This window comes from Thermithiobacillus plumbiphilus (genome assembly GCF_038070005.1).
Taxonomy (GTDB): Bacteria; Pseudomonadota; Gammaproteobacteria; order Acidithiobacillales; family Thermithiobacillaceae; genus JBBPCO01.
Map to the genome: position 1 here is coordinate 108,998 of NZ_JBBPCO010000011.1, position 24,036 is coordinate 133,033.

18 protein-coding genes and 1 pseudogene are annotated in these 24,036 nt (G+C 59.4%); 14 read left to right on the forward strand and 5 right to left on the reverse strand.

Annotated elements, in window-relative coordinates:
- The first annotated feature begins 632 nt into the window (after positions 1-632).
- The 4 genes and pseudogenes from WOB96_RS11545 to mutS all read left to right on the forward strand — a co-directional run bounded on the left by WOB96_RS11545 (position 633) and on the right by mutS (position 8,050).
- Complete coding sequence (locus WOB96_RS11545) at positions 633-4,256, forward strand: hypothetical protein (RefSeq protein ID WP_341371447.1); 3,624 nt, start codon at positions 633-635, stop codon at positions 4,254-4,256.
- Positions 4,257-4,376: 120 nt separating this feature from the next.
- A pseudogene (locus WOB96_RS11550) lies at positions 4,377-4,969 on the forward strand (transposase); the annotation flags it as partial.
- 320 nt (positions 4,970-5,289) lie between these two features.
- Positions 5,290-5,457 (forward strand): hypothetical protein, encoded by a 168-nt coding sequence (locus WOB96_RS11555; protein WP_341371448.1) that lies wholly within the window; start codon positions 5,290-5,292, stop codon positions 5,455-5,457.
- Between the two features lie 73 nt (positions 5,458-5,530).
- Positions 5,531-8,050 (forward strand): DNA mismatch repair protein MutS, encoded by a 2,520-nt coding sequence (gene mutS / locus WOB96_RS11560; protein WP_341371449.1) that lies wholly within the window; start codon positions 5,531-5,533, stop codon positions 8,048-8,050.
- Here the strand turns inward: mutS and WOB96_RS11565 are convergent.
- On the reverse strand, positions 8,047-9,363 hold the full coding sequence (locus WOB96_RS11565) for a DNA recombination protein RmuC (RefSeq protein ID WP_341371450.1): 1,317 nt from the start codon (positions 9,361-9,363) through the stop codon (positions 8,047-8,049). The genes mutS and WOB96_RS11565 overlap by 4 nt on opposite strands.
- Positions 9,364-9,403: 40 nt before the next feature.
- Between WOB96_RS11565 and WOB96_RS11570 the strand changes: the two genes are divergently transcribed.
- Both WOB96_RS11570 and WOB96_RS11575 read left to right on the forward strand, forming a co-directional pair.
- Positions 9,404-9,919: a hypothetical protein gene (locus WOB96_RS11570; RefSeq protein WP_341371451.1), complete on the forward strand. Its 516-nt coding sequence runs from the start codon at positions 9,404-9,406 to the stop codon at positions 9,917-9,919.
- 159 nt (positions 9,920-10,078) lie between these two features.
- Positions 10,079-10,741 carry a hypothetical protein gene (locus WOB96_RS11575; RefSeq protein WP_341371452.1) on the forward strand — a complete coding sequence of 221 codons (663 nt, stop codon included), beginning with the start codon at positions 10,079-10,081 and terminating at the stop codon, positions 10,739-10,741.
- A 66-nt stretch (positions 10,742-10,807) separates the two neighbouring features.
- On the opposite strand, the gene ligA is transcribed toward WOB96_RS11575, so the two are convergent.
- The gene (ligA, locus tag WOB96_RS11580) at positions 10,808-12,832 is read right to left on the reverse strand and encodes an NAD-dependent DNA ligase LigA (protein ID WP_341371453.1); all 2,025 of its coding nucleotides are present in this window, start codon (positions 12,830-12,832) and stop codon (positions 10,808-10,810) included.
- A 141-nt stretch (positions 12,833-12,973) separates the two neighbouring features.
- On the opposite strand from ligA, the gene WOB96_RS11585 reads away from it, so the two are divergent.
- On the forward strand, positions 12,974-13,573 hold the full coding sequence (locus tag WOB96_RS11585; protein ID WP_341371454.1) for a hypothetical protein: 600 nt from the start codon (positions 12,974-12,976) through the stop codon (positions 13,571-13,573).
- 66 nt (positions 13,574-13,639) lie between these two features.
- Complete coding sequence (locus WOB96_RS11590) at positions 13,640-14,317, forward strand: histidinol-phosphatase (RefSeq protein WP_341371455.1); 678 nt, start codon at positions 13,640-13,642, stop codon at positions 14,315-14,317.
- A 12-nt stretch (positions 14,318-14,329) separates the two neighbouring features.
- On the opposite strand, the gene WOB96_RS11595 is transcribed toward WOB96_RS11590, so the two are convergent.
- Positions 14,330-16,045: an alkaline phosphatase D family protein gene (locus WOB96_RS11595; RefSeq protein ID WP_341371456.1), complete on the reverse strand. Its 1,716-nt coding sequence runs from the start codon at positions 16,043-16,045 to the stop codon at positions 14,330-14,332.
- A 270-nt stretch (positions 16,046-16,315) separates the two neighbouring features.
- On the opposite strand from WOB96_RS11595, the gene WOB96_RS11600 reads away from it, so the two are divergent.
- Entirely contained in the window at positions 16,316-18,235 is a 1,920-nt protein-coding gene (locus tag WOB96_RS11600; protein WP_341371457.1) for a bifunctional 2',3'-cyclic-nucleotide 2'-phosphodiesterase/3'-nucleotidase, read from the forward strand.
- 202 nt (positions 18,236-18,437) lie between these two features.
- On the opposite strand, the gene WOB96_RS11605 is transcribed toward WOB96_RS11600, so the two are convergent.
- Positions 18,438-19,745 (reverse strand): aminotransferase class I/II-fold pyridoxal phosphate-dependent enzyme, encoded by a 1,308-nt coding sequence (locus WOB96_RS11605; RefSeq protein WP_341371458.1) that lies wholly within the window; start codon positions 19,743-19,745, stop codon positions 18,438-18,440.
- A gap of 173 nt (positions 19,746-19,918) precedes the next feature.
- Between WOB96_RS11605 and WOB96_RS11610 the strand changes: the two genes are divergently transcribed.
- The 4 genes from WOB96_RS11610 (at position 19,919) to WOB96_RS11625 (ending at position 22,725) form a co-directional block, all read left to right on the forward strand.
- A complete protein-coding gene (locus tag WOB96_RS11610) occupies positions 19,919-20,062 on the forward strand; it encodes a hypothetical protein (RefSeq protein ID WP_341371459.1) in 144 nt (47 codons plus the stop codon).
- Between the two features lie 97 nt (positions 20,063-20,159).
- Entirely contained in the window at positions 20,160-20,963 is an 804-nt protein-coding gene (locus WOB96_RS11615) for a YggS family pyridoxal phosphate-dependent enzyme (protein ID WP_341371460.1), read from the forward strand.
- Positions 20,960-21,685, forward strand: a complete 726-nt coding sequence (locus tag WOB96_RS11620; RefSeq protein ID WP_341371461.1) for a glutamine amidotransferase — start codon at positions 20,960-20,962, stop codon at positions 21,683-21,685. The genes WOB96_RS11615 and WOB96_RS11620 overlap by 4 nt, the downstream gene beginning before the upstream one ends.
- A 279-nt stretch (positions 21,686-21,964) precedes the next feature.
- A protein-coding gene (locus WOB96_RS11625) for an IS5 family transposase (RefSeq protein ID WP_341371462.1) occupies positions 21,965-22,725 on the forward strand; the annotation gives its coding sequence in 2 pieces (ribosomal slippage) (positions 21,965-22,250 and positions 22,250-22,725; 762 coding nt in all).
- Positions 22,726-22,731: 6 nt separating this feature from the next.
- On the opposite strand, the gene WOB96_RS11630 is transcribed toward WOB96_RS11625, so the two are convergent.
- On the reverse strand, positions 22,732-23,160 hold the full coding sequence (locus WOB96_RS11630; protein ID WP_341371463.1) for a MarR family winged helix-turn-helix transcriptional regulator: 429 nt from the start codon (positions 23,158-23,160) through the stop codon (positions 22,732-22,734).
- A 64-nt stretch (positions 23,161-23,224) separates the two neighbouring features.
- On the opposite strand from WOB96_RS11630, the gene WOB96_RS11635 reads away from it, so the two are divergent.
- Positions 23,225-23,896, forward strand: coding sequence for a hypothetical protein (locus WOB96_RS11635; protein ID WP_341371464.1), 672 nt, complete (start codon positions 23,225-23,227; stop codon positions 23,894-23,896).
- Positions 23,897-24,036 lie beyond the last annotated feature (140 nt).

A 24,036-nucleotide genomic window follows, 5' to 3' on the forward strand; every position in this document is an offset into this window, starting at 1 on the left:
GGGACACTGACTCGGCGCGCCGCCAGATATCGATTTTTTCTTTTTCAGCAAGAGATTAGGCTGGTGGCGGCCATCGCCGCGCTGAGGTCGAATTGGCATAGATGGGCATGGTTTGGCGCTCAAATTGCCCCAAATTTGTCCCAAGAAATCGGATCGCATACTGGGGCACAGCCAGTCGTGTGCGAACGTAGTTTTCAAGAGGCTACGCAGCACCGCGCTGGACTGTGACGATGCGTGATGGATTTCGAAGCAATGAAGGTCAGCAATCTGGGGTGGTGCCGCCGCTGAGCTTTCGAAATCGGCGGAGTGCTTTTCGGCCAATGCGGACAAACGTTTAGCTGCCGCTGGGCTTAGCATGCCACTGAATTTCAGCTTCTTGACTTGTGAAGGCAGATTGGGCAGCTGTCTAAAAGTGTTGGGTGCGCAGCGCGAGGTACGGACATGCGAAATCACCTTTGCTAGGAAAGTACTTCGTGGGAAAGAAATCTAGAGAAAAGAGGGGGCGCCGGGAAACTCGGACAGCGGGCTCGCCCGACATACTTAGGAACTTTCTGCAGGGGCGGGAAGAAGATCTTCATAGGAAAGCAATCGAGAAAGAATTCGCGCAGCACGTCTCCGCCGTACGGACGGTCTTGGATCGCTATGATCCGTTTGACGCCGCACTGGCCATTGCTGTCTCGGATCTATGGCCAGCCAATGCGGCGAGCCCAATCAAGCATATCCTTGCTTGGGCCATCCTGGCCGGGGTGGAACGCGTGACTGAGGGCGCGCTACGCATCACCACGTATGAAGAGTTCAGGACATTCGCCGATGCACTGATTTCGGCGTATCCCGACTTTCCGATGCTGGAGGACTTCGTTCCCGAGATCGACTGGGGCGAAGTCCGGGTGCCGCTAAATAACGATCTCGTACCTATGTTTTACGGCAGTTGCATAGAACGTACCCCCGACTTCGTGGATGCCTTCAGAATCACCCAGGCAAGTAATGAGCAGGCACTAGCCGACATGGATTTGGCCATCGCGATTCAAAGCCATATCCTGCGCAGCATGCCTGAGCTCGCGAATCGCCCTGCACTAGATGTGACGACCGGACACATCGAGGTGCCACCCCCGAGGTTCTGGGTGTCTTGCCGTGCGACGATCCTCAGTGCCCAGAACGAACTCAATGCCTGGCGTGCAAGATCAAGTGGTCGCCTCGATACTCGGATTGGCGCCTATCAGGCGCCACTAGGCCGTGACGCGTTTGGCAATGCCTGCATGCAAGGTCTCGCGCTGCCTTTCGTTGGTATGGTATTCAAAGAACAGTGGATTCCCATTGGCGTCCGAAGCGCACCGGGAAATACGATTGATGTTTGGGCTGATGAATCCAGTAACAGGCCCATAGACCACGCGACTCACTTGTCGCTGGCGAAGTTTGTGCAAGAGCGGTTCCGGCACGTCGTTCCCGGTCCTATGCAAATCTGGGTTGACAATCGGGAGTTTAACCTCCCAATCAGCTGCCTCATCTCAGATACCCGCCTCTGGCTGTTCGTCTGCTGCTCTCATGCCACAGCCGCCGTGGCTGAGCGACAGGCTCAAGAGGCCATGTCGGCAATTCGGCCAGGCAAGAAATGGGGGTTCAAACATGCCCACGGTCCACGCGTGTTTATTACCAACGGTGACGGGCATAGCCCATCCGCAAAGGACGTCAACGTACTGCTAGTAGTCACAATGGCGAGCACGGCATTTGGAGCAATAGACGCGCCGAAAAAGCCTATCCGGTTACTGCCGATGGCAGACCTGATCACCATCTTTGACTCCATTGAAGACTTCGACGAACTCGAGAGATTCTGGAAGTACGTCGACTCACAAAAACTCTCGTTGAGTCCTTTTTCAATGGGGGCGGTTGACCTCTTTGCGTCTTTTCGGGATACACACGAGGTACTGGTCGAAGGCGCAATAACGCCTACGCTCGTTGCGCTGGATCCGAGCTGGGGCAGCAACTGGCGGTACAAGTGCCTCGCTAAATTCTGGGCTGATGCCCCACGTCATTTTCCAGATGGATCAATCGGGTGGCTCGTCGCAAGGAACGCGAATGGCGTAATCGAAATGCGCTCGCGTCATGACATTGCCCTCGCTTACTCACTGGAGGTGGCCAGTTGCACCTTCCAAGCCATCACGCGTATTGATCGATCTTTCACCGTGACTGAGAACCGGATGCTCGACCTGTTCTCTCAAGCACTCTTGGACTGTCTGCAGCACTGTCGAAACCTGGTGTCCGGGCTTACAGTATTTGAGTGCAGGCATGTCGTCGTTCTGTGTGTGGTTGATCCTACGCACAGACTCGATGAATCCAAAATGCCCGACGCCGCCGATTCGACAGACCCAATCGTCACGTCATCCAACAAAATTTCGGATAACCCTATGACGTTGCGGCTTCTGGTGAATTCTGCGGCAGTTCAGGCTGGGCTCAATGAAGCGATGACGGCCACATTCGAAATTGAAAGCCTTGTTGAGACTCTCGTGGCCGTTCACCGGACCTGCGGATGGGCATTGTCAGAGGATGTTCTCGCCCAAGTTCGTGCGACTGCCAATCGGCCGGCACGCTATCAATTAACTGTGGTAGAGCAGACGGTTGATGCTCTGGAGTATGTCGAACCGATCATCCCAGCGCCAAGGGACTACAAGCTGGCCCGCCGGCATTTGGCCATCGGCATGCAGAAACTCGGTTTCGCCCCTGGCCGCTACGAATTGAACGAAGCAAAGGTGCGGATCGATGCCGGGCGTGAGCACCTCCGCCAGCACATCGACGACCTGATTGCCAAGTACGACTTCAATGAACTGGCCCGCCACTGCATCGAGCAACACGAGGCACTGCTGATCAGCGAGCGCCACCGGGTAATGCGCGTGCGCCAAAGCCTGTCGCATGAGGTCGACTATGACCGGCACGAGGCCGTTGCCGAAGCGCGCAAAGAGTTTGGCACAGCCGCTCGCCACTATCGCTTGCTGCTTGAGAAGGTTCTGAGTGCTTCGCTGCGCACTGGCTTGCAGCCCGTCAATGCGAGCCTTCTGCGCGAACTCATCGGACTCATCGACTGGTATATGGTCTTGGCAGGGGCAAGCGACATCCTATACAACGGGGTGGATGTTGGTGGCATCGAGATTGATGATTCCTACATTCCTGAGGTGTTCTACTCGGCTGATTGGAACGTCCGCGAAGCTGCCTTCGAACACCAGTACGCGAGGTCTCGGCTAGGAACCTGTGTAACCGCCACAGATGCGGTGAAGGGCGATCTTACTGATGCCCTGGGGAGTCCCGAGCTATGTCGGGCGTTCCGGAAGGATGCCGGATTCGAGCTCAAGCAACTTCTCCAGACCTTGACCGTGTTGTCGCAGCCAGTCCGATGTGGGCTGGTGTCGGAGCCAGCGTTATCGCATGCCGCCCCTGCCCAGACCATCCGGAAGTTGATTTTTCGCAACATCGATGGAGCGTCTCCGGAGGATTGCGAGGCAATCGTTCAGTTCCTCACATTGTCCGCATCTGACATTCGACGTCTGCCTGGACGCGACATTGACGAAAGAGATGTGCCTTACTGGGAGCACTTCAAACGTTTGCATCGGTACGCGATTCGGCCTCTGGTGCCAGATGGTGAGTTGCTTCGCTGGGGCGCAGAGCAGGCAAGTCGTGCTCTGCATATCTGGACAGGATCGGTGGTCGATGGCTACCTGCCAGCTGAGCTTCCCTGGCCGCATGTCGGGAGCGTGGTTGGACAGATAAAGGAATATATCGAGGAGCAACTTGAGGTCCGAACCGAGGAGATATTTCGAAGGTTCACTCCCTACGTGATGCGCGGAGTTAACTTCTTCCGCCGGTTCCCAAGGGAAGGTTTTGCGGATGTTGGCGATTTTGACGTTTTGGCGTATTGGCCTGCCACGAATACGCTGGTGGCTGTGGAGTGCAAGTACAACAAGCCGCCGTTTAGCGTCAAAGACTCCAGACGGCTCCGGGATGAAGTCTTTGGTAGAGACGGCAAGGGCAGGAAATACCAATTTCTTCAAATCGCACTTCGTCGCAATTTCGTACAAGAGAACCGAGCACGCATGCTTGAGTTGCTGAACTGGCCGCGAGCTACGGTTGCCGAGAAACGCGATGTGGAGATGTATGTGAGCCGAGACGTACATTGGTGGATGGTCCATCCTCCCTACACGGTTCCGACGGTCTTTGTTACAGTCGGCTCCCTAGATGACTGGCTCAGGAGCCAGTCTTGGTTGTTGTGATGCCAACGCTTGACGTTACTTATCTCGGCCTAGAGCAATAATGTGGGGATCTCCGAAGGGGTTTTACCCTGATTTCACGGACACATCCATTAAGGCTTATGATGAGCCAGGAGGTGTGTCATGGCAAAGCGCAGGAAATATTCGGCGGAGTTCAAGCATGAAGCAGTCGGGCTGGCGCGTTCGAGCAGTCTGCCGGTCAGCCAGGTAGCCCGAGATCTGGGCCTCAATCCCAACATGCTCACCCGCTGGTGTCGGGAACTGAGCACGGTCGGCAGCAAGGCCTTTGTTGGCCAGGGCAAGCCGCGTGACGAGGCACTGGCGGCGCTGCGGCGTGAACTAGCGCAGGTGAAGCGGGAACGGGATTTTTTACAAGAAGCGGCGGCGTTCTTCGCGAAAGCGTCGAAATGAAGTACCGCATGATCGAGCGTTGCCGCGACGCCTTCCCGATACGGCTGATGTGCCGCTGCCTGGCGGTTTCGCCCAGTGGTTACTATGGCTGGCGCACGCGCATGCCCAGTGCTCGCGAGCAGGCCAACACGCGTTTGCTGGCGAACATTCGCCAGATCCACACCGCCAGTGATGGTGTTTTGGGTGCCCCGCGCATCTGGGAAGATCTCCAGTACGCGGGTATCTCGTGTGGTCTCAACCGCGTGGCTCGCTTGATGCGACGCGATGCCCTGCAGGGTATCCCGCAGAAAACGAATTGGTCAAGGGATACCATTCCCGAACCATATGCAAAAATTGACAAAATTACAAGGTTTTTGCGTATGGATTGGGTGCTTGATGTTGCCCCTAGCGTTCTTCTCTACTTGGAGCAATCCTGCGGCAGCACCGTTGCTCCATACGCTCAATGAGCGCATAATCGCGCTAATTGCCAACAGTCGGCGCAGGCGTCTTGTCCTGCGAGGCGTGATGGCACACATGGAATCACGCGATGCCACGCTCGCTCAACCGCCGCAACCACATTTCGGCTTCGACAAATGCCACGCCCCCCGAGCCTGATGACATTCGTGCGGCCAGAGCCGTAGCGGGCTTGACGCAAAGGGAAGCCGGTGACGTGGTGCATGCATCGTTGCGTACTTGGCAGCAGTGGGAGGCCGGGGATCGCAAGATGCACCCCGGACTGTTTGAGCTGTTCAAGCTCAAGACCGGACGAGAAAAACGCAAGCAACAAGCCAGTGACAGAAACGACCAGGAGTAATTCCGGGATGAAAAACTCGTTCAACTTGCCCGAAATTTGCCCCAGTAAAAATACTAAAACTACGCACACCCCCATGATGCAGCAGTACCTGCGGATCAAGGCCGAGCATCCGCAGGTGCTGCTGCTTTATCGCATGGGGGATTTCTACGAACTCTTCTATGATGATGCGCGGCGGGCGGCGCAGATCCTCGACATCACCCTGACCCAGCGCGGCGCGAGCGCTGGCGCGCCCATTCCCATGGCCGGCGTGCCGGTGGTCAGCCTGGAAGGTTATCTCGCGCGTCTGGTGAAGGCCGGGGAGACCGTGGCCATCTGCGAGCAGATCGGAGATCCTGCGGCGAGCAAGGGCCCGGTGGAGCGCGCCGTGGTGCGCGTCATCAGCCCCGGCACCATCACCGATGGCCAGTTGCTGGACGCACGCCGGGAGAATCTGCTGGTGGCCTGGGTGGCATCCGGGGAGCGGGTCGGGCTGTCCTGGCTGGAGCTGTCCAGCGGACATTTTCAGGTACTGGAAACTGAGGGCACCAAGCTGGCCGCCGAGCTGGAACGCCTGCAGCCCGCCGAGATCGTACTGGCCCAAGATCAGACCTGCCCAGAAATCTGGCGCGAGCGGGTGCGTTTTCTGGAGCCCTGGCGCTTTGACGCGGCCAGCAGCCGGCGCTATCTGGAGGCCCAGTTCGGCGAACAGGCGCTGGCGGGATTTGGCTGCGAGCATCTGACGCTGGCCCTGCAGGCGGCCGGCGCCCTGCTGGCCTATGCCCAGGAACACCTGCGCGGCCCCCTGCCCCATGTCCAGCGCCTGCTGCCCGAGAGGCCGGACAACTACATCTTTCTCGATGGCGCGAGCCGCCGCAATCTCGAAATCACCCGCAACCTGCGCGGCGAGGAACAGCATACCCTGCTGGCGGTGCTCGACAGCACCTGCACGCCGATGGGCGCGCGCATGCTGCGTCGCTGGCTGGATCAGCCGATCCGGGATCGTGATGTCATCCTGGTGCGTCAGGACGCGGTGGCGGTACTTCTCGATGGCAATGGCATCCCGGCATTTCGCGCCAGCCTGCGGCCCCTGCCGGATCTGGAAAGACTGTTGACGCGCATCGCCCTGAAGAGCGCCGGTCCGCGCGAACTGGCGCAGTTGCGCGAGGCATTGCTGCTCCTGCCGGAAATTCGCGACCAGGCTGGCGGTTTGGCGGCGCAGCGCTGGCAGACCCTGGCCGGTGGTATTGGGGATTTTTCCGGGACCGCTCGCCTGCTCGAAGGCGCCATCAATGACAATCCGCCCGTGACCGCCCGGGATGGCGGCTTCATTCGCGAGGGATTTGATGCCGAGCTCGACGAGCTGCGGGCCCTGACCCGCGACAGCAGCACCTTTCTGCTCGAGCTCGAAGCCCGGGAAAAAGCGCGGACCGGCATCCATAATCTCAAGGTCGAGTACAACCGGGTGCATGGCTTTTACATCGAGATCAGCCGGGCGGCCAATGCCGAAATACCCGCTGATTATGTCCGTCGCCAGACACTGAAGGGCGCGGAGCGCTATCTGACGCCTGAGCTCAAGACCTTCGAGGACAAGGCGCTGTCGGCCCAGAGCCGGGCTCTGGCGCGGGAGAAGGCGCTTCTGCAGGAGGTTCTGGAAGCACTCGGACCAATCATCCCGGCCCTGCAGGCCAGTGCCCAGGCGCTGGCGGAGATGGACGTGCTGGCCTGCTTCGCCGAACGCGCCGATGTGCTCGATTACAGTCGCCCGCTGTTGTGCGAGGAGGCTGTCATCCAGATCGAGGGCGGGCGTCATCCGGTGGTCGAGAGCAGCATCGACACGCCCTTCATCCGCAATGATCTCGATTTGCATGAAAAACGGCGCATGCTGCTGATCACTGGCCCGAACATGGGGGGCAAGTCCACCTTCATGCGCCAGATCGCCCTGATCGTGCTGCTGGCGCACACCGGCAGCTTCGTGCCGGCCACGCGCGCGCACATCGGCCCGGTGGACCAGATCTTCACCCGCGTGGGCTCCAGCGATGACCTGGCCGCCGGGCGCTCGACCTTCATGGTGGAGATGACAGAGACGGCCAACATCCTCAACAATGCCACCGAACAGAGCCTGGTGATCATGGACGAGGTGGGGCGCGGCACCAGCACCTTCGATGGCCTGTCGATTGCCTGGGCAGCGGCCGAGCATCTGGCCCGCGAAATCCGCGCCTTTACCCTGTTCGCCACGCATTATTTCGAGCTGACGGAACTGGCCGATACCCTGCCCGGGGTGGCCAACGTGCATCTCAGCGCGACCGAGCATGGGCAGGACGTGGTATTTCTGCACAGCGTGCGGGAAGGGCCGGCGAGCCAGAGCTATGGGCTGGCGGTGGCGCGGCTGGCCGGTGTGCCTGCCATGGTGCTGACGCGCGCGCGGGAGAAACTCCAGGCCCTGGAACAGGGCGAGCTACCGAGACCGACACGGGTGCAGGATCAACTGGAACTGTTTGCGCCGAGCCGCCACCCGGCACTCAGCACGCTGGAGGACATCGACCCGGACCGGATGACGCCCCGGGAAGCGCTCGATGCGCTGTACCGGCTGAAAAACCTGCTATCCGAACCCTAATCCTCCAGCACCTCGTCCTGCACCAAACTCAGATGGCCGTGGGCCGACTCTTCCAGCTCCACCCGCTCGATCTTCTGAAAACGCTGGCTGATCTTGCGCGCCGAAATCCCCACTTCATCCACGTCCTTGTTGGCCTGCCGGATATGGCTGGCGAGTGCGTCCATGCGTTTTTGGAACAGCCCAAAATCCTTGGACAGCATGCCCAGATGCTCGCGGATGATGTGCACCTGCTGGCGGGTGGCCTCGTCCTTGAGCACCGCGCCAGCGGTGCTGAGGATGGCCATGAGCGTGGTGGGTGAGCACATCCACACCCGGATCCGCTGCGCCTCTTCCACCAGATCCGGATGGTGGGCGTGGATCTCGGCGAACACCGCCTCGGCGGGAATGAACATGATGGCGCCATCGGCGGTATGCCCCGGCAGGATGTATTTACCGGCGATGTCCTGGATGTGCTTGCGGATGTCCTGTTTGAACTGGCGCTCGGCGCGCCGCCGCTCCTCCTCGCCCTGGCTGACATCAGTCATGCGCCGATAGTTTTCCAGCGGAAACTTGGCGTCGATGGCGACCTTGCCGGTGGGCTCGGGCAGGAACAGGATACAGTCCACCCGCGTGCCGTTGTGCAGCACATGTTGCAGGGCAAAGCAGGATTCCGGCAGCACGTTGCGCACCAGGCCATTGAGCTGCACCTCGCCGAAGGCGCCGCGCGAGCGCTTGTCGGTGAGAATTTCCTGCAGGCTCACGACATTGCCCGACAGTTCGGCAATCTTTTTCTGGGCCTCATCGATCAGGGCGAGTCGCTTGACGATGTCGGTAAAAGTCGCGGTGGTCTTTTCAAAGCCCTCGGACAGGCGCTTTTCCACCTGGCCGCTGATTTCCTGCAGGCGCTGATCGGTGCTCTGCGTCAGCCCCTCGACCCGCTTGCCGATCTCCTCGGCGCTGCGCGCCAGGGCCTCGGAAACCTGTCGCTGCACCCGCTCCATGCCGCCCTGCAAGCCCTCCAGCAGGGCCTTCAGCCCCTCCCCCTGACGCACTTCGAGCTGGGTGCGCGTATCACCCAGACGCTGTTCCAGTTGCTGTTGCAATTGCCCCAGTTGCGTGAGCATCCGGGTCTGAAAATCCTGCATATCCCGCATCTGCTGTTGGCGCAGGGCGAGGCCGTCCGAGCCCTGGAGCTCGACGCGCCGGGTCTGCTCATCCTGACGGGCCTCCAGGCGCAGCAGCATGTCCCGCATCAAGGTCTGCTGGCGCAGATGCCAGAGTCCGAGGGCAAGCAGGAGGACAAGGGAAAGAATCAGGACCAGCGTGAGGGACATTATTGCACTCCAGGATGTTACCCGGACATCCTACCCGGAAATGCCGAAATCCCCAAATTCAGCACCTTTCATCCGACCAAATGCCGGGACAATGCAACTCCCGAACCGGATCATTGGTCCATTTTCTACTGACCTCGATCCTACAGGGCTGACCGGAGGAAAGATGATGAAAAATATGGGTTTCGGCGCAATTGGTTTCATGTTTGCACTCTTAAGCACGAATGCCCTGTCACAGCCGGGCGAGATCGCCCCTGGCAATGCCGAGGAACGTACTCAGGCCCCCTTCGCCCCGGGCGCAGCAGGCAAGGGATGGGAAAGCGGCGCCGCTGGCACACATGGGGCACCTGGCGCGCTGACCGATGAGACCGGTCTACAAGGCAAGCACAGCATGATGGGCACGGTGCAGGATATTGACCGGCAGAAAGGCCTGGTGACACTCAGTACTGCTCCTGGCCCATTGAAACTGCATTTTCCGCCGGGGTCCCTGCAGAAGCTCAAAAAAGGTGACCGCATTCAGGTCAATCTCAGTTTCACAGCCGTGCAAAACGGTAGATAGCCAACTTTTACGAAACGGCTTTATCCGACCAAGTATTCAGAACATGCAACTCTGAGCAGACGCTTCAGTCTATTGTGTTGACCATGCAGACATCGTGAATACTGGAATGAGTGAACTGCATTTGATGGTGACTCTGGATCCACAATCAAGGAGAGAAAGATGAAAAAACGCAATCTGTTACTGATCACAGCAATGGCGGGCGCGTTGTCTCTCGGGACCGGCTCGCTGGCCTATGCCACGGGGTCCGGCTCAATGGATTCTGGTACCGGTGCATCAGGCAGCACAGGTGCCGGCGCCGGATACAATTCGGGTAGTCCCACTTCCACCGGTGGCAGCGTGACTGGCAGCGGTTCCAGTACACTGGGCACAGGCGGCTCGAGCACGGAAGGCAGCATGGGCGGTGGAACCGGTGGCGCCAGCGGCGCGATGGACATGGGAACGGGGTCCAGTGACGGGAGCATGAGTGGCTCCGGTTCCTCGTCCGAGATGGGCACGGGCGGGACATCAACCGACGGCAGCATGGGTGGTTCCACTGACATGGGCACTGGGGCCAATACGAGCACGGATACGGGTGCGGGTTCCAGCGGCGGCATGACCGGTTCCGGCACATCCACTGGCACGGGCACAGGTGCCAACACCAGTACCGACACCGGGGCTGGTGCCAGCGGTAGCATGGGTACCGGTGCCAGTGGTGGCCTGGGTACGGATACCGGCGCAGGTTCCAGCACGACAGCGCCGATGGGTAGCGATACCGGCACGGGCTCCAGCACCAGCGTTCCGGGAGAGAAGCCGCAGTCCACGCCCTTCCCGGGTAGCGGCTAGCAGACAGACCGGGCAAACATCAACCCAATCTGCCAACACATCCGCCAGCCTCCGGGCTGGCGGTTTTCATTGACGCTCCAGCAGTGCCAAAAGCGCCGCCTCATCAAGCATGGCGACACCGAGATCGCGCGCCTTATCGGCCTTTGAACCCGGCGCTTCCCCGACCACCACGTAATCCGTCTTCCTGGAGACGCTGTTCCCGACCTTGCCGCCCAAGGCTTCGATACGTGCGGCGGCCTCCTCGCGGGTCATCCCTGCCAGGGTACCAGTGAGCACCAAGCGCTTGCCCGCCAGGGGCCCGGCCTCCTCAACGGCACGAACCTCCAGGCGCGGCCAGTGAACCCCGGCAGCACGCAGGGCGGCAATCACTTCCTGATTATGCGGCTGGGCAAAGAAATGGCAGATGCTCTCGGCCAGCACCGGCCCGACCTCCGCCACGCCCTGCAATGTGGCTGCATCGGCCTGCATGAGGGGATCGAGATCGCCGAAGTGGCTGGCCAGGCTTTTCGCGGTCGCCTCGCCCACATGGCGGATCCCAAGCGCATACAGAAAGCGCGGCAGCGTGGTCGCCTTGCTGGCCTCGATGCGCGTCAGCAGCTTGCTGGCTGACTTCTCGCCCATGCGCTCAAGACCAAGCAGCTGGTCCAGAGTAAGCGTATAAAGATCCGCTACGCTTTTGATCAGGTCGCGCCCGACCAGCTGCTCGACCAGTTTGTCACCGAGCCCCTCGATGTCCATGGCCCGGCGTGAGGCAAAATGCAGGACGGCGCCGACGCGCTGGGCGCCGCAATAAAGCCCGCCGATGCAGCGGTGAGCGGATTCATCGGGCAGGCGCAGCACCTCCGAGCCACAGACCGGACACTGGACCGGCATCAGCCAGGGCTGAGCGCCGGTCGGGCGCTTTTCGGGGATGACGCCGACGATCTCCGGGATGACATCACCGGCGCGACGAATGATGACGCTGTCGCCGATGCGCACGTCCTTGCGACTGATCTCGTCCTGATTGTGCAGGGTCGCCCGGCTGACGATGACCCCACCCACGGCCACCGGCTTGAGCAGCGCCACCGGGGTGACCACGCCGGTTCGCCCCACCGAGGCCAGGATGTCCTCCACCACCGTGATCTCTTCCTGGGCCGGAAACTTGTGGGCGATGGCCCAGCGCGGCGCCCGGGCGGTGAATCCCAGGCGCTCGCGGGCGGCCAGCGCATCGACCTTGTAGACCACGCCGTCGATTTCAAAGGGCAGCGCATTGCGCTGTTCGCTCATTTGCGCGTAGTAGCTCAGGCAAGCCTCGATGCCCTCGGCCAGCACGAAGAATTCGCTGATCTGAAATCCCCAGTCACGCAGGCGGGCCAGCGTCCCGGCATGCGTATCGCTCACCGGCTGCGAGCAATCGCCAAGTCCCCAGGCAAAGAAACTCAGAGGCCGCTTGGCGGTGATGCGCGAATCGAGCTGGCGCAGGCTGCCGGCCGCGGCATTGCGCGGATTGGCAAAGACGTTCTCGCCCTGTTCCTCGCGCTCCTGGTTCATTTGCACAAAGGCGGCCTTGGGAATGACCACCTCGCCACGGACCTCGACATAATCCGGCCAGCCCGTGCCGCGTAGGCTCAGGGGTACGTTGCGGATGGTCCGCACGTTCTGCGTCACCTCCTCGCCCTCGACGCCATTGCCGCGGGTGCCGGCACGCACCAGCACCCCAGCCTCATAGCACAGGTTCACCGAGAGACCGTCGAATTTCGGCTCGGCGGTATAGGTCACGCTGTCGAGGCCGCCGAGGCCCTCGCGCACGCGCCGGTCCCAGTCCAGCACCTCCTCGCGCGAGAAGGCATTGGCCAGCGAGATCATCGGCACCTTGTAGTGGATGCTCGGAAAGGCGCTCAGGGGCTGGGCGCCGACCCGCTGAGTGGGGGAATCCGGGGTCACGAGCTCCGGATATTCCTGCTCCAGCGCTTCGAGTTCGCGCAGCAGGCGGTCAAATTCCGCATCCGAAATGATCGGCCGATCCAGCACGTAATAGCGATGATTGTGCTCGTTGATTTCAGCGCGCAGTGCCGCGACGCGGTCGCGGATTTCCTCTGAAGCTTGCGTCATGCCTGTTCTCGATACTGATTTTCTGGGTGAAGGTGGCCTGGGGTCCGGCTATTCTGTTTGCCATCGGACCAAAAACATGTTGCCGTCAGCGGCAGCAGGGTTCATATTTTGCCAAAATAACATCCAGAATGGAGCAAGGCGATGGAAAACACGCATGTGGGAAATACCCTGAAGACAAGAAATGGCCCGCACTGGCGGCTCTGGCTCGCGCTGGTGGTTCTGGTCCTGCTGGCCCTGGGCGCGATCTACCTCTGGAAAGTCTGGTCGGAGCGCCAGCTGAACGCCCACTACGAGGCCACGCAGCAAACCGTGCTGCAGCGCTCACAGCAGGCACTCACCCAGCAAACCATCGAGCTACTGCGCTTTTCAACCATCCCCTTGACCTGGGCCATCCGTCGGGAACTGATGGCGGACAACCTCGAACAGATCAACGCCTATTTCCTGGAGCTGATCCGTGAGCCCTATGTGAGACAGATTACGCTGATCCGTCCGGACGGCATGATTTTGCTCTCCACCAACAAAAAGCTCGAAGGCCAGCGCATCGAAACGGCTTTCCCGCCCGAACTGCTCGACGTCACCAAGCCTGAGGTCGGTCAGGATGCCCAGGGCAACATCCGCATTGCCCAGCCGGTGATGGGCCTGAACCAGAAGCTCGGGCTGCTGGTGGTGAGCTATGCCGGCGACAGCATCCAGCAAAAGATGTCGACCATCCGTGCCGCGGGCACCCCGCCACCCGGCTAAGGCCAAGTATGATTGCCAGCCCCGCATGGGGCCGCTATGCTCTGGCCTTTTGTGGCGGAGATGCATATGACCCTGGCCCTGTTCGATCTCGACAATACCCTGCTGACCGGCGACAGCGATCACGCCTGGTGCGAGTTTCTGATCGAGCAGGGTGTGCTGGACGGTGACAGTTTCCGGGCCAGGAATGAGCAGTTCTACGCCGACTATCTCGCCGGCACACTCGACATCCACGCCTTTCTCGATTTCCAGCTCAGGCCCCTGGCCGACAATCCGCCCGAGGCACTGAATCGCTGGCATGCGGATTTCATGGCCAGTTGCATCGAACCGATGATCACCCCGGCTGCCCGGGCGCTCATCGCCCAGCACCGGGAACTCGGTCACGAACTCGTCATCATCACCGCCACCAACCGCTTCGTTACCGGACCCATCGCCAGGGCGCTGGGTATCCAGCACCTGATCGCCACCGAACCCGCCATGGAGGATGGCCGCTATACCGGCAAGGTGGAGGGCACGCCCTGCTTTCGGGAAGGCAAGATCACGCGCCTGGAGGCCTGGCTGGCGAACACGCGGCACAGCCTCGAAGGCAGCTATTTCTACAGTGATTCCCACAATGACCTGCCCCTGCTGCAGCGGGTTGAACACCCGTTTGCCGTCAACCCCGACGACAAACTGCGGGCGCATGCCCAGGCGGCGGGCTGGCCGATTCTGGATTTAAGAGGAGAGCGGATCCAGCGCGTGGGATGAGTGGGGGCTGATTCAACCTTCGATCAGTATCACCTGGTCACGGGGTACGGTAAAACGCGTCAGGATCTGGACGCTGGCGGTTTGTTCGCGGATGGTGCTGACCGCTTTCATCGTGCAGACGGCCTTCGTGGGGCTGACATTCATCAGGCAATAGCCATGCGTGGAGGAGTTGAAGAAGCGCATGTGCGGATTGTTGAGAATCAAGGCGTTTTCCACACTGGCGCCGGGCATCAGCGGGATCGAGGTGGGCACAGGCGCACTTGGCAGCGGGATCTGTGAAGTCACCAGCTCCAAGAAATTGGCGGAGCTGACCGAGCCCACCACCAGTTCCACCGCTACGGGCATTTCCAGCAGATCATCAAAGTTGCGTTTGAGATAACCGGCAATGAAGCTGTGAATGTCACCGGTCACGGCAATGAAATTTCTCACGCCGGCGTCCTGAAGGGCGGTCAATAACTGCGCGCGTTCGGCCGGGTAGCCGTCCCACTGATCGAGGGTGATGAACTGGCCCCCCAGCTTCATCTGCATGAGCGTGACTTCATTGGCCCAGATCTTCCAGGTTGCGGGACTCTCCGTTATGGTTTTCAGGAACCAGTCGCGCTGATTGCCGCCCAGCATGCTGCGGGCGGTATCCTCCGCGGCCGCGCAGCGCTGGGTTACATAACGCTGCTCTGTGGCGTTGCCGCAGGGCGGGCCATCGCGGTAGAGCCGCTCATCGGTGGCCACCAGCTCCATGAGCTTACCAAAGCGGAAACTGCGATACAGCCGGATGGATTCCAGCGGTGCCTGTTGTGGGTCAAAAGGCACGTCGGCCAGGCCGTATTCCGCCCAGGCCTGATTGGCAGCCTGACGCAGCAAGGGTGTCGCGGCCGCAGGGTCCGGGTTGTTGTCCGGGTGATGATCCTGCCAGGCGTCATTGGCGAATTCGTGATCGTCCCAGAGCTGGATCACGCTGAATCGCTCGTGCAGGGCCTGGAGATCCGGGTCGGCCTTGTAGGTCCGGTACAGGTGCCGGTAATCATCCAGCCCCGCCGCTACCGTCCCGCCACTGGGCAGGGGTGGCACGCGGCGTACCTGCGCGCCCTGGAAGCTCGGATCACCGACCGTTTCGTAGATGTAATCCCCCAGAAACAGCACGAAGTCGACTTCCTCCTGCGCCAGATGCGCCAGCGCCGTGTAATAACCGTTGGAGTAGTCCTGACAGGAGATGAAGGCGAAACGAAGTCCGGCGAGTTGGGCGTCCGCTTCGGGCAGGGTCTTGAAGCGCCCGCTACGGCTGGCGGTCTTGTTGTAGATGAAGCGGTAATAGTAGGTGGTGAAGGCTTGCAGGGCCTGGTGTTCCAGGGGCAGCTTGACCGTGTGGTCATTCTCCGCACTCAGGTTTGCCAAACCGCGCACCAGCACAGTGCCTTTGCTGAAGGAAGGATCGGAGGCAATTTCGTAGGCAAGATGCTTGAGATTGCCGAGCGCCTTGGGATCAATGCGAGTCCACAGCACGATACCATGCGGGCGCGGGTCGCCAGCGGCGATACCAAGACTGAATACCGGCTGTGGGTCAAGCGCCGGGTCCACCTCGAAATCCGCACTGAGGTCCGGCAAGGCCGGTTCCGGTACGAAACCGACCGGGCGCGCATAGCCGCTTTGCATTTCCGAACCGCCATAACAGCCGGTCAGCCAGGCGGCCGAACCGGTGGCAAGCAGGGCTTTGAGGAATTTTCGACGATGCATCACCTGGCTCCTAATTGGAAAAGGAACGCTCAGGGATAGCAGGACTTCATTACAGATGAATGACAGACAGGCTTCAGCCAGACTTAAGTCTTAGCCAGCGCTGAATCAACAAACGCCCACACTGGCTTGATGCCTGCGTCATTAAACCGTCACTTCTGGCGGTTATACTCCCCGCGGCGTTGATCTCTACATAACTCTGGGGGATATATGGCTTTCTTGTTCCAGCGGCTAACTCCACGGCCACTGCGCCGGTTCGGGGCGGCAGCAATCTTGATCACAGGCCTGGGTCTGGGCGGCTATGCCTGTGCTTCTGACAGCGCAACCAGCAGCACCCCCGTCGGCAAACAGGTGACCGTTGCGTTGATGGAAACCACTGATCTGCACAGCAACATTCTGAGCTATGATTATTACAAGACCGCTGAGGACAAGAGCATTGGTCTGGAACGCACCGCGACCCTGATCGAGCAGGTCCGCAAGGAAAATCCCAACAACCTGCTGCTGGACAATGGCGACACCATTCAGGGCACCGCGTTGTCCGACTATCAGGCAACAGTCAAGCCGGTGAGTTGCGGCGAAACCCTCGCCCAGTACAAGGTGATGAATTACCTCAAGTACGATGCCGGTACCATCGGCAACCACGAATTCAACTACGGCCTGCCTTTTCTGAACCAGGTAACGCACAATGGCACGAACTGCCAGGGGCCGGAATTTCCACTGGTGCTGGCCAACGTCTACAAGACGGCCGACAAGCAGCCCCTCTTCAAGCCCTATGTAATCCTGGAGCGGAAATTCGACGGCGAAACGCTTCGCATCGGCGTGATCGGCTTCACGCCGCCGGGCATCATGCAATGGGACAAGAAGTATCTGGATGGTCAGGTCTATGTCGAGGGGGTTAAGGAGAGCGCCGAAAAGTACATACCGGAAATGCGCGCCAAAGGCGCGGACATTGTGGTCGCGCTGGTACACGGCGGGATTTCCACGCAACCCTACACGCCGACCGTGGAAAATACCACCTATTATGTGGCGCAGGTCAAAGGTGTTGACGCGATCTTCTCCGGGCATTCGCACAGCTTTTTCCCGGACGGGAAAAACTACGCCAACCTACCCAATGTCGATAATGTCAAAGGCACGATATTTGGTGTGCCGACGGTCATGGGCGGATTCTGGGGCAACAATCTGGGCCTGATCCGAATGACTCTCGAATATACCGGGCAGGGTTGGAAGGTGGCGAAGGCATCTTCCGAACTGAAACCCATCGCCACAAAAGACGCCAGCGGCACGACCAGCTATGTGGCGCCCGATCCCAGGATTGCCGAACTGGTCAAGGCGGAACACGAGGCAACCATCCAGTACGTGAATACCCCGATCGGCCAGAGCGAGTACCGCATCGCCAGCTTCTTCGCCCAGGTGGGCGATACGGCGCCCATCCAGTTGATCAACGACGCCCAGACCGACTATGTCAGGACCTACATACAACAGAATCTGCCGCAGTATCAAAGCCTGCCGGTACTGTCGGCGGTGGCGCCTTTCAAGATGAATTTCCGCGGCACAGGCTATACCGATATTCCCGCAGGGGGCGTCGCCATCAAGAACGTGGCGGATCTGTACGTTTACCCCAATACTCTGCAAGCGGTGAAAATCAATGGCGAGGCCCTGAAAGCCTGGCTTGAAGGGGCGGCCGAGCAGTTCAATCAGATCGATCCGGCCAATGCGGCTGATCAATACCTGATCAACACGCAATTCCCGTCCTTTAACTTTGACGTGATCGACGGTATCAAGTATCAGATCGATGTCAGCAAACCCGTCGGCAGCCGCATTGCCAATCTCAGCTACAACGGCACGCCGGTCAGCCCGAGCCAGGAGTTCATCGTGGCAACCAACAATTACCGTGCCAGTGGCGGCGGTGGTTTCGCGGGTCTGGATGGATCCCAGACCGTCCTCGAATCACCGGATACCAATCGCGACATCATCGTCCAGTACATCAAGAAGCGCGGCACCCTGACCCGTGCTCAGGATGGCAGCGATCACAACTGGTCCTTCGTGAAGATCAACACCGCAGGTCGGGTACTCTACGAGTCTGCGCTGGGCGTGCAGCAGGCTGCGCTGGATGACGGGATCAGCAACGTCAGTTTCATAGCGGCCAAGCCCGACAACAGCGCGGGCATCTATAGCGTGAACCTCGGTCAGTAACAATACAGCGGATGGACTGCCCCGCTTCGGCGGGGCTTTTTTATCGGCGGGCCAGGGCCACGATCTTATCCCGCAGCGCGACATTGCGGTCCGGGGCAGGCGGATATTGCAGGCGCGCCTACCACTTTTTTCGCAGCGCCTCGCGGGTCACCTTCTGCTCCAGCAACGATTCCACCAGCAGCTTCTTCATTTGCCACGACTCTCAATATATCGCTCTCCTCCGTGGAGTCAGCACTCGCGCAACATCGCCGGCCAGTGCCCCTGCATCGGTCAAGTTCAGGTTTCCGATACTGACACGTATGGCAGGCGGACTCTGTAGGCGGAAAGGTTGGCCTGCTTGTACCGCCCACCCCATGGCGGCAAGATTCTGCACCACCTCGGATTCATCAGGCACCGGTAACCAGAAATGCAGGCCCTCACCGGAGTCTGGAACCATAATTCCATGATTCGACAACGCCTCCCGCAAAGCCGCCCGACGCTTTTTGTAAGTGAGGCCGGCCTGCTTTAAAGCACCACTGCTGACCATTTTTTGCCAAGCATGTCCAGCCAGGGTTTGTAGAAGAATGCTCACCCAACGCGGACCGACCGATTGTCTACGTCGCATTCCTTGTAGTACGGAACCATTCCCAGAAGCCAGGGCGATGCGCAGATCCGGCCCCAGAAACTTACTAAGAGAAAGCACGTAGATCCATTCAGTCGAAAATGCATCCAGCGACGGGATTGATGCCGAACTCAGAGGCCCCCAGTAATCGTCAACTATTAGTAAGGTGTCCGGCGACTGTGACAGCACCCGCTGCCAAGCCGACCAACGCACCTCGGTATAACTCGCCCCTGTCGGGTTCTGTGCGCGCGCAGTGATCACAACGGCGGACGCCTGGCGAACAATGGCGGCAGGTGGAACCATCGCCCCCTGTTCATCCAGTTTCATCGGAATCGGCTTCAAGCGCAAACTGTTCAACAGGGCCAGCAGCGGCGGCCAGCAGGGGTCTTCGACTAGGACATGGCTACTAGGGCGGCAACGCTGGACCAACGCACGCTCGATCGCATCAAGCGCGCCCGAGAAAAAGACAGGGTCGCCGAGGCCACAAGCATGGCCGACCAGCCAATCCTTGGCGAGTTCAACCAGCGTCGGATCGTCTTCGCACGCATCATAGCCCAAATCTCTATCGTATCCGGTCAACCATTCGGGTTCCAGGCGGAGTAGTAGGCGCCCATCCACATTGCCGGATGCCATATCCCGTAGTCCTGCGGGGATCGCCGCTTCCGCAGCAGTGCTCTTGATCTCCGCCGTTACTCGAGTTCCACGTCGCCCATCCGTCACGACACTACCCGCATTGCGCAGTTCTCTATAGGCCGCGGCAACGGTATTGGCGTTGACCCCGAGCTGCGCGGCCAACAAACGGACAGCAGGCAACTGGTCCCCCGGCTTCCAATGCCCCTGCCGAATGAGTTTGTCGATCGATGAAGCAATCTCGACAGCCGTTGACCCTTGTGGTATTTTTGTAGTCATACAAATGTAATATTGTACTAGTATATTGAGTGGAAGTCATGGATTAACTATGCCGTCACTGATTTCATCACCCAGGGACGAACTCCGTGCCCGACAGGCGTAGCGGGTTCTGCTAAGCGGTGCGGCATATGAAGGAAGCGTAAGCGCCATTTTCTACTCAGGAGGAACTTACCATGCAAACTCTCTCGGTTGATTCTACAGATTCAGTCGGCGTCATGCTGGAACGGCTTTCTACCCTGTGGCATACGCGCGCTGCTGTCAACAGCGAGATGCCAAACTACGATGAACTTGCCTTCGACCCCGACAGGAACGATTGAAGCTTTCCGGCCGATCCGAGCAAGACGGTACTTGAGCATGGGGAGAACTCTCTATTACTTTCTAGCCAAAACCTCAGTTCTTTCAAGGAAATGTAAATTGCATATCACACTCGCCAGTAGCGATATTGCGGCGTATCCCAAGGCCCACAATTTTCTGGCTATACAGCAGAATCTCAGAGCCGTACGCGAACGAATTACACTTGCTTGCAACCGTGCCGGTCGCGATCCGGCTACGGTTCGATTGTTGCCAGTGAGCAAGACGATTGATGAAAGTCGAATCCGCCTCGCCTACGCCGCCGGTTGTCTGGAATTCGGCGAGAACAAGGTGCAGGAGTTCGCGCGCAAGCGGCAGAACATGGCGGATCTCGCTGACTTGCGCTGGTCAGTCATCGGCCACCTCCAAACCAACAAGGCCAGATTGGTGGCGCATTTCGCCAGCGAATTTCAGGCACTTGACAGCCTGCGCGTGGCCGAGGCCTTGGATCGCCGCCTCCAAGTCGAGGGCCGAGGACTCGACGTATTCGTCCAGGTGAACACCTCGGGCGAAACAAGCAAGTATGGCCTGCAGCCGAATGACGTTCCTGCTTTCCTCCGACAATTGCCGGCGTTCAGCGCGTTACGTGTGCGCGGACTGATGACGCTGGCCATGCTGTCCGCCGATACGCCGCGGGTGCGCCGGTGTTTCGCCCTATTGCGCATGTTGCGCGATCGCCTGCGTCAGGATTTACCCGCTGGCATTGGCCTGAACGAATTGTCCATGGGCATGTCCGGTGATTTCGAAATTGCGATAGAAGAAGGCGCTACGGTGGTCCGTATCGGGCAGGCCATTTTCGGCGCGCGCGCCTTGCCTGACAGCCATTACTGGCCTGATTCCAACACTCCACAGGAGGACTCCACATGAAATCACTCGTCGCCGTTCGTCATATCCACTTTGAAGATCTTGGCACACTGGAACCTATGCTACGGGAAAAGGGGTACGACATACGCTATGTGGACGCGACGATCGATCAGCCTGATGCACGAGAGCTACAGTCCGCAGATCTTCTGGTAGTATTGGGCGGTCCCATCGGCGCCTTCGATGAAGGTGCGTATCCCTTCCTGGCCGCCGAATTGGAGACGATTCGGCAGCGACTCGCCGCCGACAAACCCATCCTGGGCGTCTGTCTGGGCGCGCAACTCATCGCTCGCGTGCTTGGCGCCAAAGTCTACCCGATGGGGATTAAGGAGATCGGCTTTGCTTCGCTCGACCTGACGCCGGAAGGACGGTCATCCCCGCTAGCAGCCCTGGGCGATACACCGGTGTTGCATTGGCATGGCGACCAATTCGATATCCCCGCTTCGGCAGTCCCCCTTGCTAGCACACCCGCTTGCCCGAACCAGGCCTTTGCCGCCGGTCCCTCTGTACTTGGCCTGCAATTCCACTTGGAAGCCGCACCGGGTTTGCTCGAACGGTGGCTGGTGGGGCATGCCAGCGAACTCGCGCAGGCGGGCATTGATCCGTGTACGCTGCGGGCCCAGGCCCGGCAGGCCGAAGCGTCCGGGCGCTTGGCCGCCGCCGCACGCTCCATTATGGGCGCCTGGTTGGACGGCATTGAATCAGCCCGCAGCGATATCCGCACATGAGCCCCAAGGGAGCACCCGCCAATCCTGAGAGGGAGAGCGACGCCTGTTGGAAAGCAGTCCCACTGGAACCCGCGTACTGAACATCGAGCAGATCTACCGGCCAGTCCAGTCAGTTCCAGCGCGAACGAGCGAGCCTGCTTGACTAAAATGGTGTTGATCCACGATAGACGGCAATCAAGCAAAAAAGTGGCGGCCAAAGCGCCACAAGTAACAGAACCTAACAAAATTGTGATTTCATGGTCATAGCTCGTATCGAGATTGCATCGAAAGGAGCGTGTCATGGCCAAGCCCCTGCTGGATGATGCCCTATGGTCAAAGATCGAGCCCTTGCTGCCGGACCGATCAGCCTTGACCGGCATCCTCTTTGTACTGCGTACCGGCATTCCCTGGGAGTATCTCCCTAAAGAGATGGGCTGCGGCTCGGGCATGACCTGCTGGCGCAGGCTGCGCGACTGGCAAGCGGCAGGCGTTTGGCAACAGTTGCATCAGGTCATGCTGGTCCACTTGCAATCCTATGCCCAGATCGACTGGACACGTGTTTCGGTGGATGGCGCCAGCATCCCTGACCCCCAGGGGGCGCGGAAACCGGCCCGAATCCGACCGACCGGGGCAAACTGGGCTGCAAGCACCACCTCGCCGTCGATGCACGGGGGCTACCGCTCGCGGTAATACTCTCGGGCGCCAACCGGCACGATTCCAAGTGCTTCATCCCCGTACTCGAAGCCATTCCCCCCATCCGCGGTCTGCCGGGTCATCCTCGCCGGCGACCCGAGAAGGTGCATGCTGACAAAGGTTACGATTTCCCCTACCTGCGCCAGTATCTGCAACGTCGAGGGATTCGCCCCCGCATTGCCCGCCGGGGCATCGAATCCCGCGAGCGCCTGGGCAGATACCGCTGGGTTGTCGAGCGCACTTTCTCCTGGTTGCACCGCATGCGTCGACTGCGTATCCGCTACGAGCGCCGCGCCGACATCCATCAGGCCTTCCTCCAACTCGGCTGTGCCCTCATCGCCTGGCGCCATGTCCAAAGGTTTTGTTAGAGGTACTTAACCATCGACCTCCTCGATCTTTGATCGTGCCGCCCTTGCACCAGCGACTAGCTCATCGAAGTTCGACGGCCTTATCAAATCGCGCATCTGCAAATAAAGCTGTTTACCGGTTTCCTCCAGTTCGGCATGGAGTTCCGTTCCGCGTTGTGTCGGAAAGACCCCCATTTCGCGCCGGTCTTCAGGCAAAGGGCTGCGTAGAAGCAACTGCTTTGTGACAAGATCATTTACAAACCTCGATACCGTGGATTTCGCCAGTCCCAATTCTTCTGCGATCTTCGTCTGAGTCTGGCCCGGATTCGCTAGGACGTATCGGAGTGTATAGGCGTGCGCCGCAGACAGCCCAAACCGGCCAAATTCTCGCTCCCATACCCGATTGACGGCTCTTGCTAACGCGTTGATATTGAAGTAAATACATCTGTCGAACATAGGGCCTCCATAAAGACATGGTTTGATGTAGAAACAACTAATGGCACAGTGTATAATTTAATGCATGCTTATCACACTAACATACAGGGAATCGTGGCCAGACTGTTACGGCGCTGGAGGCTGGCGCATACGTGATGCTGATGGCCATTTCCCGACGTTTCCGAGCCGGGCTTCCCCCAGTACGGCAAGTCAAACAGGCGTGCCGGTTCACGACATCCTCGATCACTGGGTATCCGGTTTTGGATGGACCTATTCTGATGAGGCGAAGGCCACTGTGATGCATGGGCTCAGAAACGGGATCGGAGTCCTTCGTAGTATCGAGTTACTAGCTGAGGACCTTGCCACGAATGTTCATTCATCCAAGCTGATAGAATTTTTTTCTCCCCATGAATGCCCGGATGAGAGCATAGCAAATGGAGCTACCGGTCGTCACGGCGAGATCATTGAAGATGGTCAAGCCATGAAGCAGCAATCATCCGTAGCCGTCATCGCGAAGGCACTGCATCGGGTTGGGATCGACGGGGTCGTGGAAGCACATCAGCGATGGTTAAGGGTCGGCCTCGATTTCTCACTGATGGAGCAACTCGGGCTCACATTACAAGGTATGCTGGAGGAAGCCGAAAGTCATTTCACCTCAGAGTGCAACTCCCCTGCTGACACGGAAGTCGAGATCCTCCCCGACGTCTGTCGACTCACAGCAAAATCCGTGCAATTCCAGGTCAGACGGACGTACTGACATGGTTGTCGGCTGGTCGATGAGTCAAAGCCAGACGCGCGAGCTGATGTTGCAAGCGGTGCTGATGGCGCTTTGGCAGCGGCCTGGATCTCTCGAGCGCTCCAGCGAGACAAATCTGTGCCCTTGTGCCGCGCTGCGCA

Bases quoted from the DNA above. Each gene is read 5' to 3' on its own strand.
- WOB96_RS11620 (WP_341371461.1), top strand. From the start codon at position 20,960: ATGAAATCACTCGTCGCCGTTCGTCATATCCACTTTGAAGATCTTGGC.
- WOB96_RS11565 (WP_341371450.1), bottom strand. From the start codon at position 9,363: ATGTCCCTCACGCTGGTCCTGATTCTTTCCCTTGTCCTCCTGCTTGCC.
- ligA (WP_341371453.1), bottom strand. From the start codon at position 12,832: ATGACGCAAGCTTCAGAGGAAATCCGCGACCGCGTCGCGGCACTGCGC.
- WOB96_RS11610 (WP_341371459.1), top strand. From the start codon at position 19,919: ATGCAAACTCTCTCGGTTGATTCTACAGATTCAGTCGGCGTCATGCTG.
- WOB96_RS11570 (WP_341371451.1), top strand. From the start codon at position 9,404: ATGCCGAAATCCCCAAATTCAGCACCTTTCATCCGACCAAATGCCGGG.
- WOB96_RS11605 (WP_341371458.1), bottom strand. From the start codon at position 19,745: ATGACTACAAAAATACCACAAGGGTCAACGGCTGTCGAGATTGCTTCA.
- mutS (WP_341371449.1), top strand. From the start codon at position 5,531: ATGATGCAGCAGTACCTGCGGATCAAGGCCGAGCATCCGCAGGTGCTG.
- WOB96_RS11635 (WP_341371464.1), top strand. From the start codon at position 23,225: ATGCTTATCACACTAACATACAGGGAATCGTGGCCAGACTGTTACGGC.
- WOB96_RS11575 (WP_341371452.1), top strand. From the start codon at position 10,079: ATGAAAAAACGCAATCTGTTACTGATCACAGCAATGGCGGGCGCGTTG.
- WOB96_RS11630 (WP_341371463.1), bottom strand. From the start codon at position 23,160: ATGTTCGACAGATGTATTTACTTCAATATCAACGCGTTAGCAAGAGCC.
- WOB96_RS11590 (WP_341371455.1), top strand. From the start codon at position 13,640: ATGACCCTGGCCCTGTTCGATCTCGACAATACCCTGCTGACCGGCGAC.
- WOB96_RS11585 (WP_341371454.1), top strand. From the start codon at position 12,974: ATGGAAAACACGCATGTGGGAAATACCCTGAAGACAAGAAATGGCCCG.
- WOB96_RS11595 (WP_341371456.1), bottom strand. From the start codon at position 16,045: ATGCATCGTCGAAAATTCCTCAAAGCCCTGCTTGCCACCGGTTCGGCC.